Origin of the sequence: Streptomyces sp. McG3, from assembly GCF_018619185.1 — a bacterium.
Classification (GTDB): Bacteria; Actinomycetota; Actinomycetes; order Streptomycetales; family Streptomycetaceae; genus Streptomyces.
Genome location: NZ_JAAXYC010000255.1, coordinates 1 through 12,000 on the forward strand (window position 1 = coordinate 1; position 12,000 = coordinate 12,000).

Sequence of the window (12,000 nt, forward strand, 5' to 3'; positions counted from 1 at the left end):
GCCCCAGCGGGCGTCCTCTTCCTGGAGAACGGCGGCGGCAAGTCCGTCCTGCTCAAGCTGATCTTCTCGGTGATGCTCCCCGGCCACCGCAACACGCTCGGCGGAGCCAGCTCCGGCGTGCTGCGCAAGTTCCTCCTCGCCGACGACTGCGGGCACGTCGCCCTGGAGTGGCAGCACACCCTCACCGGTGAGTGCGTCGTCGTCGGCAAGGTCAGCGAGTGGCGTGGCCGTCAGGTCTCCAACGACCCCCGCAAGTTCGCCGAGGCCTGGTATTCGTTCCGGCCCGGCCCCGGGCTCAGCCTGGACAGCCTGCCCGTCGCCGAGTCCTCCGCCGTGGGCCGCCCCGCCGAAGGCGTCTCCGGCGCACGCGGCAGGCGGCGCACCATGAAGGGCTTCCGCGACGCGCTGATGGACGCGGGCAAGTTCTACGCGCACCTCGACGTGCACTGGGAAGAGATCCACGACCGCTGGAACGAACACCTCGGCGACCTCGGTCTCGACCCCGAACTCTTCCGCTACCAGCGCGAGATGAACGCCGACGAGGGCGAGGCCGCCGGGCTCTTCGCGGTGAAGAAGGACTCCGACTTCACCGACCTCCTGCTCCGCGCCGTCACCGACACCCGCGACACCGACGGACTCGCCGACCTGGTCAGCGGCTTCGGCAACAAGCTGGGCCGCCGTGCCGAGCTGACCGCCGAACGCGACTTCACCGCGGGCTCCGTGGACCTCCTCAACCGGATCGTCGAGGCCACCGACACCCGCGCCCGCGCCCGCGACATCCACGCAGGCGCCGAACGCCGCACCCGCACCCTGGCCCGTCGGCTGACCGCCCGCGCCGCCGAGGAGCGCGGCCGCACCGCCGAGCTGGCCGAACGGGTCACCGCCGCCGCCCACACCGTCACCGAAGCCGAGTCCACCCGGGGCGGCCGTTCCCTGATCGCCGCCGAACTCGCCTACCGGCACGCCTCGCTGGCCCTGACCGCCGCCGAGAAGAGCGCCGCCGCCGGCCGCAAGGAGCTGGTCGAGGCCCGCACCCTGCACGCCGCCTGGCAGGCCGCCGAAGCCGTCCTGCGCCACCGGGCCGCCGCCGACCGCTCCACCAGGGTCGCCGTCGCCATCCGCGAGGCCGAGCGCGACGCCGCCCCCGCCCTCGCCGCCCGCGACGAGGACATCAGGACGCTCGCCGCCACCGACCTCGTCCGCGCCCTGCACCGGGCCGCCGAGGAGGGCGAGCGCGTCGCCAACGAGGAGGAGGAGCGCTCCGACACCCTCCAGGCCACCGGCGAACGTGCCCACCGCGACGCCACCGTCGCCGCCACCGAGGCCCAGCGCGCCCGCAGCGAGGCCGGTCACCTGCGCCAGCGCCTCGCCGAAGTGGGCCAGGAGACCGCCGAAGCCGTCCGGGCCGGCTGGCTCGACGACACCGCGCCCGACGCCGACCCCGCCCGCGCGGCCCTCGCCGCCAGCGACGCCGAACAGTCCGCTGTCGCCGCCTGGGACACCGCCCGCGAAGCCGCGCGCGCCGCCGCCGACACCGCCCGCGAGGCGGCCGCCGCCGAGAGCCGCGCCGATCTGGCCGCCGCCCGCGCCGCCGACGGGGCCAGTGCGGCCGAGCAGAGTCACGAGGACGAGCTCCGCGCGGCCCAGTCCATCGCCGCCGACCCCCGCCTGGGCGACCTGCTGGGCCTTCCGTCCGGCTCCGGCGTCCCGCACCCCCGCAGGGGAGCCGCCGACGAGCCGTCCGGGCCGGACCGGGGATCCGGGGCCCGCCCCGGCCCGGGGGCCGACGGCGGCACGGCCACTGCCGCCGAACCGGGCGCCGATCGCGCCGTGGCCCTCGCCGACCAGCCCGGCCCCGCCCAGCAGCCGCTGACCGCCGAGGAGTTCGACCGCAGCGCCGACGAGCTGCGCGACCTCCTCGACCAGTCCGTCGCCGCCGCCGAGCGCCGCCTCTTCGACCTGCGCACCGCCGCCGCCGACGACGCCCGCATCCTCGGCGCGCTCGGCGAGGGCGGGCTGCTGCCGCCCGGCCCCGACGTCCTGGCCACCGTCGAGTATCTGGGCGAGCACGGCATCCCCGCCCTGCCCGGCTGGCGCTACCTCGCGCAGGCCGTCGACCCGGCCGACCACGCCGCTGTCCTCGCCGCCCGCCCGGAGCTCGTCGACGGCGTCGTCATCACCGACCCCGACGCCCACACCCGCGCCCGCGAGGTCCTCGGCGGCGCGGCCCTGCTGCCCCGCTCCGCCGTGGCCGTCGGCACCGCCGCCGCCCTCCTCGCTCCCGTCCCGGCCCCCGGCACCGGCTCCGAAGCGCAGCACGACGGCGTCTTCCTCGTCCCGCCGAACCCGGCCATGCACGACGAACACGCCGCCGACGAGGAGCGCCACGCGCTGCGCAGCCGCGCCGCCGCCCGCGACGAGGACATCAGGACGCTCGCCGCCCGCCTCTCCGGGGACCGCGCCCTGGCCGCCCGCATCGGCTCCTGGCGCGCCGACTGCCCGCCCGGCATGCTCGCCGAACTGGCCGAGGCCGCCGCCACCGCCCGTACGACGGCCGAGAGCGCCGAAGCCGTCCTCGCCGAGGCCCGCACCGCCCGCGCCGAGGCCGACGAGGCCGCCGCCGACACCGCACGGGTCCGCGACGAGCGCCAGGAAGCCGCCCAGCGGGCCCGCCGCGCCGCCGACGCGCTCGCCGGACTCGCCCACCGGCTGCGGGAGCGGGCCGGCTGGCAGGTCCGGCTGCGCGAACTGGTCGACGAGGCCGCCGAGTCCGAGGCCCGTGCCGCCGTCTGCCTCGACCTCGCCCGCGCCGCCGACGAGGACCGCAGGGCCGCCCAGCGAGCCGGGGACGACGCCCGCCGCACCGCCCGCGCCCTGCGGGCCGAGCGCGCCGAGATCGCCGGCGTCCCCGAAGTCCTCCCCGAGCCCGACGGGACCGCGGCCCGCACCGCCCTGCCCACCCTGCGCGAGGCCTACCGGGCGGCGTCCCAGCTGTACGAGAAGGTCGGCGTCGGCGCCGACCTGCGCGCCGAACAGGCCCGCGCCGAGAGCGACGAGAGCGCCGCCCTCGCCGAGCTGGACCGCCTCACCAACAAGGTCCGCACCCGCGCCGCCCAGCTCCTGGAGGGCACCGACGGAGCCGACGGCCCCTCCCGCCAGGCCGCTGCCGCCCGCGCCGAAGCACACGTCCAGCTCCTGGAGACCCGCGCCTCCACCGCCAGCGAGCACCTGGGACGGCTGCGCGGCGAGGCCGAGCGGCTCGCCCCCGACGACGAGCGGCAGCACCACACCGAACTGCCGGACGGCCTCGTCCCGTCCGACGCCGAAGGAGCCCAGGCCCTCCTGCGTACCGCCACCGCCGAGCTCGCGGCCGCCACCGGGGCCCTGGACACCGCCCGCGCCGCCCACAGCGAGCTGCTGCACGCCCACCGCACCGCCGAGGACTCCGCCGGCGGCTTCGACGAGACGGCGGCCCTGCTGCGGGACCTCCTGCGCGACCACGGCACGGAGGACGGGACCGAGCACCCCGACCCCTACCCCGGCACCCTGGAGGAGGCCCGGCAGTCGGCCGCCGAGTCCCGCCGCTCCCTGCGCGGCTGCAACACCGACCTCTCGGCGGCCGAGAGCGCCGTCCGGGAAGCGAGCGACGTCCTCGTCCGGCACGCCAACTCCACCCGCTACGAACAGGTCCGTACCCCGGCCCGCCAGCAGATCCGCGAGCTGCCCGCCTCCGCACTGCCCGAGCACGCCCAGAAGTGGGCCGACGCCTTCGCCCCCCGGCTCCGCGTCCTCACCGACGAACTGATCCAGCTGGAACGCAACCGCGACTCGATCGTCGACCGGCTGCGCGGCCTGGTCGACTCCGCGCTCACCACCCTGCGCTCCGCCCAGCGGCTCTCCCAGCTCCCCGAAGGGCTGGGGGAGTGGTCGGGGCAGGAATTCCTCCGGATCCGCTTCGAGGAACCCGACCAGGCGACCCTCACCGAACGCCTCGGCGAGGTCGTCGACGAGGCCACCCACGCCGCCCTCAAGAAGAACTCCGACCTGCGCCGGGACGGCATGTCCCTGCTGCTGAGGGGCGTCGAGGCGGCGCTGCGGCCCAAGGGCATCGCCGTGGAGATCCTCAAGCCGGACGCCGTGCTGCGCGCCGAGCGCGTCCCCGTCGGGCAGATGGGCGACGTCTTCTCCGGCGGCCAGTTGCTCACCGCCGCCATCGCCCTCTACTGCACGATGGCGGCGCTGCGCAGCAACGACCGGGGCCGCGACCGCCACCGGCACGCGGGCACCCTGTTCCTCGACAATCCGATCGGCCGCGCCAACGCCACGTACCTGCTGGAGCTCCAGCGGGCGGTGTCGGACGCGCTGGGCGTGCAACTGCTGTACACGACCGGTCTGTTCGACACGACCGCGCTCGCCGAGTTCCCCCTCGTCATCCGGCTGCGCAACGACGCGGACCTGAGAGCGGGCCTCAAGTACATCAGCGTGGAGGAGCATCTGCGTCCCGGCCTGCCGCAGCAGGACCCGGACGGAGAGACGGTCCACGGCGAGATCACGGCGACCCGCATGTTCAAGAGGAACGAGCGGGCGGCCGCCGAAACCCCGGCACCACGGCCCGGCGCGTAGCCACGGACCGTCACCGACACCGCCGCCGCTCACGACGTATCTGCCGGGCCGAACTGCTCGGCACCGACACCACGCCGTTGCGCTGGTTCCATACCTGCCGGGTCACCCAGACGTCGAGCACCGACCAGGTGGCGACCACCGTGCTGGCCACGCTGCTGAGCACCATCGGGAAGGCCAGCCAGGAGCCGGTCAAGGTGCTCAGAAAGGCGACCATCGCCTGGATGATCGTCAGCGACATGATGAGCACGGCGCGCACGGCGGCCGTCCGCACCGCGTCGGGCATCCGTCGCTTCGACGCCGACTCCTCCACCCACAACTGCCGCGGCACCCGTGCCCCGTCCGCGGCTTCCATATCCGCGGCCGCCGATGCTCCGGCGCTCCCGCGTTCCTGCGTGCTCAAGGACCTTCAACTCCCCACCACTGTCCGACTTCAGGGTGGCTGCCCGGCTTGCGCCGGTTCTACGCGGGCGGAACACGTCCGTCCTGCCGCGCACGACCCCACCGTGCGTCTACCCCGTACATATGGACGAACCACCCGTCCCGAAGATTCCCCTGGAAAACGCCCGCAGGGCCCAGATGGGCACGGAGCGAAGAATTCCAGCCAACTGATACGTGCCGGTACCGACAGGTCCAGCCGGTATCCTCTGTCGCTTTCGCGAATTTCATCTCCGGGAATACCGGGACAACTCATGATCAAGTCCAGGGTGGACGGCTGAAAATCATCCGGACGTGCCTTCGAGTTGTCTCTGTGTCAGTAGTAGGCTCGCGCCGTTTATTGACGCAGGACGGACCTCGCCCGCGTCCGCCCGATGCGCGCCGGTGTACGCACGGTGCGCGGCGGGGCAGGGCCGAGGGACGACCGGGAGAAGACCACCCCCGCGGTGCGGGGCCGATCTGGGGGAGGCCATGCGCTTTCGCGGGAAGTCCATCCGCAGGAAGATCGTGGCGTTGCTGCTGGTGCCGCTCGTCTCCCTCACAGGCCTCTGGGTCTTCGCGACCTACATCACCGGTCGCCAGGCCGACGAGCTGATGAGCGCCGGATCCATCGTGGAGAAGGTCGGCCACCCGCTGGAGGACGCCGTCCGAGCCGTCCAGGACGAGCGACGGCAGACGCTGGTCTTCCTCGCGGATCCCCGGGCCTCCGACGCGCTCCCCGTCCTCATGGGCCAGCGTGCCGCCACCGACCGCATCGTGGGCGAGGTCAGGGAGAACGCCCGGGAGCAGGATGTCCGGGAAGCGCTGACCACCTCCGACGCGAGCCGCCTGGACGCGATCCTCAGCGCCGTCGACGGACTGGACGCCCTGCGCGAATCGGTCGAGAAGCGCACCATCAGCCGGGCCAGGGCGCTGGACTTCTACAACGGCCTCGTCGACCCCTCGTACCGCTTCCTCACCGGACTCCACACCCTGGAGAACGTGTCGATGGACAAGCAGATGCGGGCCCTGGTCGGAGTCTCCCGGGCCCGGGAGATGCTCTCCCGCGAGGACGCCCTGATCGCCTCGGGCCTCATCGCGGGCCGCTTCACCACCTCCGAACTGCGCCAGATATCCGGACTCGTGGCCCAGCGCGAGCTGCTCTACGAGGTCAGCCTCGACAACCTGCCCGCCGCGGAGCGCCGACGCGTCGAGCAGTTCTGGGGGAGCCCCGACACCGAACCGCTGCGCACCGCCGAGGACGCCCTGATCGCCGCCGGTCCGACGAAGCGCCCCGGCGCCGTCGACGCCGACCGCTGGGAGGAGTCGGCCGTGACCGTCCTCGACCGGCTGGCGGGCGACGCCACGGAGATGGGCAACCGTTTCCAGGACCGCGCCGAACCGGCCGGGTACCGGGTCCTCGCCAAGGCCGGGATCGCCGGAGTCCTCGGCTTCCTGGCCCTGATCGTCTCGGTCTTCGTCTCCGTACGCATCGGCCGTGAACTGGTCCGCGACCTCTCCCGGCTGCGCAAGGACGCCCACGAGGTCTCCGGCGTCCGGCTGCCCAGCGTCATGCGCAGGCTGGCCGCGGGCGAGCAGGTGGACGTCGAGACCGAGGCCCCGCACCTCAGTTACGAGCCCGACGAGATCGGCCAGGTCGGACAGGCGCTCAACACCCTCCAGCGGGCCGCTGTCGAGGCGGCGGTCAAGCAGGCGGACATGCGGCGCGGCGTCTCCGAGGTCTTCGTCAACCTCGCCCGCCGCAACCAGGTCCTCCTGCACCGCCAGCTCACGCTGCTGGACGCGATGGAGCGCCGCACCGAGAACGGCGACGAGCTGGCCGACCTGTTCCGCCTCGACCACCTCACCACCCGTATGCGGCGCCACGCCGAGGGACTCGTGATCCTCTCCGGTGCCGCCCCCTCCCGCCAGTGGCGCAAGCCCATCCAGCTGATGGACGTCGTGCGGGCCGCCGTGGCCGAGGTCGAGGACTACGAACGCATCGAGGTCCGGCGCCTCGCCCGGATCGGCGTGGGCGGCCCCGCCGTGGCCGACCTGACCCACCTGATCGCCGAACTCCTGGAGAACGCCACCGTCTTCTCACCCCCGCACACCGCGGTCCAGGTGCACGGTGAGCGCGTATCCAACGGCTTCACGCTCGAAATCCACGACCGGGGCCTCGGCATGGCCCCCGAGATCCTCCTCGACGCCAACCTGCGGCTCGCCGAGACCCCCGACTTCGAGCTCTCCGACACCGACCGGCTGGGCCTGTTCGTCGTCAGCCGGCTCGCCCAGCGGCAGAACGTCCGCGTCTCCCTGCAGAAATCGCCGTACGGAGGCACCACCGCGGTCGTGTTCATCCCCGCGGCGCTGCTCACCGACGCCCCCGACACCCACGGCACCGGGTTCCGCCTCGACCGCCGGGCCGAGCGGGCGATCGGCAGCGGCCGGAGCTCCGACGCGGCGCCTGGCGCGCAGAGCACGGCCCCGGGAGCGGAGCGCCGCGTCAACGGCAGGTCTCCCGCCCTGTCCCCGGTGCCCACCGGGCTCACCGCACCGGGCGTCCTGGACGGGCCGGTCGAGCTGGAGGCCCCGGTCGGCCCGCTGGACTTCACCGGCGACCCGCTGGACCGTTCGCCGGATCCGGAACTTGACCCCGAACTGGACCCGGCCCTCGGCCCCGTCCTGGACGGCGTGTCCGACCTGGAGGACACCGAGAGCGAGCGAGGCGGCATCTTCCGCGCCCGGGACCTGCGCCGCGAGGGCGACCGCGAGCCCCGCCGCGACGAGCCCGGCTCCATGCGCCGGGCCACCGACCGGGACCAGCACCAGCAGGCCCGCGACCACGGCGACGAGCCCACGGCGGAGGTGCGCCCGATGCGCCCCGCGGGACCCGTCCCGCTGCCGCGCCGTAATCCGCCCACGCTGGTCACCGACCGGGGCCGTCGGGTGGACGATCCGGGCGACGACCCGGTCGAGACCCCCGCGAAGGCCACCGGCCCGGTCCCGCACACCGCCGACCGGGAGCCCGGGGCGGCCGACAGGTCCCGGGCCACCGACGCGCCCTGGACCGTACGAGCCGCCGTACACCGGGCGCCGGAGACGCACCGGGCGCCGGAGCCGTCCCACGCGACGGAGCCGTCCCGTGCGAGAGAGACGTCCCGCGCCACGGAAGCACCGCGCGTCACAGAGCCGTCCCCGGCCCCCGGGGCACGGCACGACAGGGTCCCGGCGCCGGCCGGCCCGCCCGCGCCCGACACCGTGGGCGGACTGCCCCGGCGGGTCCGGCAGGCCAGCCTCGCCCGCCAGCTCCGCGAGGAATCCGCGGACCGGACTCCGCAGCGGGCGCCCGTGGACACGTTCGACGACGGCGAGCGCGACGCGGACGAGGTACGCGACCGCATGGCCTCCCTCCAGCGGGGCTGGCAGCGCGGCCGTCGGCAGAACGCCGCCGAATCCACCGCGCACACCGATCCCACCACGAACACCGAATCCACCGAGAACACCGAAGGCACCGGCGGCCCCGGTGGCACAGCACCAGGAACCACTCCGGGAGGGGACGGTCGATGACCGCACCGAACGCCGCAGCACACAACCCCGCACGCCAGGGCTCGGGCGAACTGAACTGGCTGCTCGACGAGCTCGTCCAGCGCGTCGCGAGCATCCGCAAGGCGCTGGTGCTCTCCAGCGACGGACTCGCCACCGGGGCGTCGGGCGACCTGACGCGTGAGGACAGCGAGCATCTCGCCGCCGTCGCCTCCGGGTTCCACAGCCTCGCCAAGGGGGTGGGCCACCACTTCGACGCGGGCCGGGTGCGCCAGACCGTCGTCGAACTGGACGAGGCCTTCCTCTTCGTCACGGCCGCCGGCGACGGGAGCTGTCTCGCCGTCCTGGCGGACGCCGACTCCGACGTGGGCCAGGTCGCGTACGAGATGACACTGATGGTCAAGCGCGTGGGGGCCCATCTGGCCAACGCCCCACGGACGACCGGTCTGCCCGCCGGAGGGTGAGGGTGGCGGGCATGAGCGCCGACTCCCCCCGGGGCACCGGCCCCGGATCCACGGACGGGTCCGTCGACCCCCAGGTCTCGCGGTGGTACGACGCGGAGGCGGGGCCGGTGGTCCGCCCGTACGCGATGACCCGCGGGCGCACCAGCAGCGCCTCCCGTCACCGCCTCGACCTGATCGCGCTCGTCGTGCCGGAACCGGCCGCCGACGATCCCGGCCGGGACCAGACGCTCGCCCCCGAACATGTGGCGATCGTCGAACTCTGCAGCGACATGCCCCAGTCGATCGCCGAGCTCGCCGCCGAACTCGACCTTCCCGTAGGGGTGGTACGGGTCCTGGTCGGCGACCTCGTCGAGGACGAGCTGGTGCACGTCACCCGTCCCGTTCCACCGGCCGAGCTGCCGGACGTGAACATTCTTCGCGAGGTTATCAATGGCCTTCGGGCGCTCTAGCCGCCGAAAGCAGCGGCACGTCGAGCCCGTCACCCTGAAGATCCTGGTGGCGGGAGGATTCGGCGTCGGCAAGACGACCGCGGTCGGCTCGGTCAGCGAGATCAGGCCGCTGCGCACCGAGGAACGCCTCAGCGAGGCGGGCCGCCCGGTGGACGATCTGGAGGGGGTCGAGTCCAAGACCACCACCACGGTCGCGATGGACTTCGGCCGGATCACGCTGCGGGAGGACCTGGTTCTCTATCTCTTCGGCACGCCGGGCCAGGACCGCTTCTGGTTCCTGTGGGACGAACTGGCCCAGGGCTCCCTGGGCGCGGTCGTCCTCGCCGACACCCGCCGTCTTGAGGACTGCTTCGCCGCGGTCGACTACTTCGAGCGCCGGCGGATCCCGTTCACGGTCGCGGTCAACACCTTCGAGGGCGCCGAGCGGTTCCCGACGGACACCGTGCGGGCCGCCCTCGACCTCGACCCCGAGGTCCCGGTGCTCGTCTGCGACGCGCGGGACCGGTCCTCCGTCCGCGACGTCCTGGTCGCTGTCGTGGAGCACGCCCTGGAGCGCGCGGCACGGGCCCGCGAACCCGTCGCCACCTGAGCCGGGGGCGGTCCCGGCACGCGTGCGGCCCGTACCCCCGCCGACAGGGGTACGGGCCGCACGTCGTCCGGCGGACCGGGCCCCGAGTGTTCTGCGGCGGTGACGCCCAGTCAAGTAAAGGGCAGGGAAAACCTGGTGGGCGGCCGGTTCAGCGGACCGCCACCACCGCCGAGCCGTGCCCGAACAGCCCCTGGTTCGCCGTGATGCCGACCCGTGCGCCCGGTATCTGCCGCTCCCCGGCCCGTCCGCGCAACTGCCGGGTGAGCTCGCAGACCTGGGCGATGGCCTGGGCGGGGACCGCCTCGCCGAACGAGGCGAGACCGCCGCTCGCGTTCACCGGAACCCGGCCCCCCAGCGCGGTCGCCCCCGTCCGCAGCAGCTTCGCTCCCTCGCCGGGACCGCAGAGCCCGATGTCCTCGTACCACTCCAGTTCCAGGGCCGTGGACAGGTCGTAGACCTCGGCCAGCGAGAGATCCTCCGGCCCGGTCCCCGCCTCCTCGTACGCGGCCCGGGCGATCGAGGCGCGGAAGCTCTCGGGGGAGGGGTCCACGGCCACCGCCGAGTCCGTGCCGATGTCCGGCAGGTCCAGGACGGTCCTCGGGAACGTCGGCGTCACGGTGGAGACGGCCCGGATCCGCACCGGATCACGTACCCCGCGCCGCCGCGCGAACTCCATGCTGGACAGCACCAGGGCGGCGGCCCCGTCGGACGTGGCGCAGATGTCCAGCAGCCGCAGCGGATCGGCGACCATCGCGGAGGCGGCGACCTCCTCGGCCGTCACCGGATCCCGGTAGCGGGCGTACTCGTTCAGCGCCCCCGCCGCCGCGTTCTTCACCTTGACCAGCGCGAAGTCCTCCTGCGTGTCCCCGTACAGCGCCATGCGGCGACGGGCGTACAGCCCGAAGTACGCCGGATTCGTCGCCCCGAGCACCCGGAAGCGCAACCAGTCCGGGTCGTCGGGCCGCTCGCCGCCCGCCGGGGCGAAGAACCCCTTGGGCGCCGCGTCGGCCCCCACCACCAGCACCACGTCCGCCAGACCCGCCAGGATCTGCGCGCGCGCCGTGTCGATCGCCTGCGCCCCGGAAGCGCAGGCCGCGTACACGGACGCCACCCGCGCTCCCTGCCACCCGAGCGCCCGGGCGAACGTCGCCCCCGCCACGTACCCCGGATAGCCCCCGCGCACCGTCTGCGCGCCGACCACCGACCGGACCTCGGGCCAGCCGATGCCCGCGTCCGCGAGGGCGGCGTGCGCGGCGATCCGCCCGTACGTGACGAAACCGCGCCCCCACTTGCCCCACGGATGCATCCCGGCCCCGAGGACGGCCACGTCGCCGGTCATGAACCGGCCCCCGCCACCGGGACGGGACGCCAGTGCCAGGTCGTGTGGACGACCCCCGTCGCCCGGTCCTCGTCCAGGACGCCCGGTACGACCTCCACCACCGAGCCGACGGGGAGATCGGCCACGCCCAGCCCGGGGGCGGCCTGCCCCAGCACCACCATGCGCTCGGCGGCCAGCTCGACGGCGACCAGGGTGTACGGAGTCCACGGCGCCTCGGGGTCGCTGACGTACGGGGGAGGGGGCCGGTAGCGCCCGTCGGTGCAGGACCACACCGTGCCCCGCTTCGACAGCGGAGCCTCCTCCAGCTCGCCCCCGGGGCAGCCCGGGTTGCGGCAGTGGCCGTCCTCCCGGGGGAAGTGCACCGACCGGCAGCCTGAGCACCGGGTGCCCAGCAGCCGGAAGTCCTCCTCCCCGGCGTCCTCGGTGAACCAACCGGCCACCACGGGTATGCGCGTGCGCGACAAAGTTCCTCCCGGCACTGGATCTGACGGAACGTCAGAAGTGTGCCACGGACGCCCTTGTCCGGCGAGGGGTCCGGCCCGCCGGTCTCGGCCGGCCCCGGCCCCTGTCGCGGCC

At 74.2% G+C, this 12,000-nt stretch carries 7 protein-coding genes and 1 pseudogene; 5 read left to right on the top strand and 3 right to left on the bottom strand.

Going from position 1 to position 12,000, the window contains the following annotated elements; translation table 11 throughout:
* Nucleotides 1-4,623, top strand: a 4,623-nt coding sequence (locus tag HET64_RS39340; protein ID WP_251146063.1) for a hypothetical protein, incomplete at its 5' end; no start/stop codon positions are given.
* A 13-nt stretch (nucleotides 4,624-4,636) separates the two neighbouring features.
* On the opposite strand, the pseudogene HET64_RS29720 reads toward HET64_RS39340, so the two are convergent.
* A pseudogene (locus HET64_RS29720) lies at nucleotides 4,637-4,975 on the bottom strand (hypothetical protein); the annotation flags it as partial.
* Between the two features lie 554 nt (nucleotides 4,976-5,529).
* Here HET64_RS29720 and HET64_RS29725 point away from each other — a divergent pair.
* From HET64_RS29725 to HET64_RS29740, 4 genes are read left to right on the top strand one after another with little or no spacing between them, the layout of a single operon-like run.
* Nucleotides 5,530-8,607, top strand: a complete 3,078-nt coding sequence (locus tag HET64_RS29725; RefSeq protein ID WP_215110241.1) for a nitrate- and nitrite sensing domain-containing protein — start codon at nucleotides 5,530-5,532, stop codon at nucleotides 8,605-8,607.
* Nucleotides 8,604-9,047 carry a roadblock/LC7 domain-containing protein gene (locus HET64_RS29730; protein WP_018960626.1) on the top strand — a complete coding sequence of 148 codons (444 nt, stop codon included), beginning with the start codon at nucleotides 8,604-8,606 and terminating at the stop codon, nucleotides 9,045-9,047. The genes HET64_RS29725 and HET64_RS29730 overlap by 4 nt, the downstream gene beginning before the upstream one ends.
* A gap of 11 nt (nucleotides 9,048-9,058) precedes the next feature.
* Entirely contained in the window at nucleotides 9,059-9,496 is a 438-nt protein-coding gene (locus tag HET64_RS29735; RefSeq protein ID WP_003970444.1) for a DUF742 domain-containing protein, read from the top strand.
* On the top strand, nucleotides 9,477-10,085 hold the full coding sequence (locus HET64_RS29740) for an ATP/GTP-binding protein (RefSeq protein ID WP_215110242.1): 609 nt from the start codon (nucleotides 9,477-9,479) through the stop codon (nucleotides 10,083-10,085). Before HET64_RS29735 ends, HET64_RS29740 begins: the two co-directional genes overlap by 20 nt.
* A gap of 148 nt (nucleotides 10,086-10,233) precedes the next feature.
* Here the strand turns inward: HET64_RS29740 and HET64_RS29745 are convergent, their stop codons facing one another.
* Both HET64_RS29745 and HET64_RS29750 read right to left on the bottom strand, forming a co-directional pair.
* Nucleotides 10,234-11,424, bottom strand: coding sequence for a lipid-transfer protein (locus HET64_RS29745; RefSeq protein ID WP_215110243.1), 1,191 nt, complete (start codon nucleotides 11,422-11,424; stop codon nucleotides 10,234-10,236).
* Nucleotides 11,421-11,888, bottom strand: coding sequence for a Zn-ribbon domain-containing OB-fold protein (locus HET64_RS29750; RefSeq protein ID WP_251146064.1), 468 nt, complete (start codon nucleotides 11,886-11,888; stop codon nucleotides 11,421-11,423). Before HET64_RS29750 ends, HET64_RS29745 begins: the two co-directional genes overlap by 4 nt.
* Nucleotides 11,889-12,000 lie beyond the last annotated feature (112 nt).

Coding starts and splice junctions, on each gene's coding strand:
- HET64_RS29725 (WP_215110241.1), top strand. CDS start 5,530: ATGCGCTTTCGCGGGAAGTCCATCCGCAGGAAGATCGTGGCGTTGCTG.
- HET64_RS29730 (WP_018960626.1), top strand. CDS start 8,604: ATGACCGCACCGAACGCCGCAGCACACAACCCCGCACGCCAGGGCTCG.
- HET64_RS29735 (WP_003970444.1), top strand. CDS start 9,059: ATGAGCGCCGACTCCCCCCGGGGCACCGGCCCCGGATCCACGGACGGG.
- HET64_RS29740 (WP_215110242.1), top strand. CDS start 9,477: ATGGCCTTCGGGCGCTCTAGCCGCCGAAAGCAGCGGCACGTCGAGCCC.
- HET64_RS29745 (WP_215110243.1), bottom strand. CDS start 11,424: ATGACCGGCGACGTGGCCGTCCTCGGGGCCGGGATGCATCCGTGGGGC.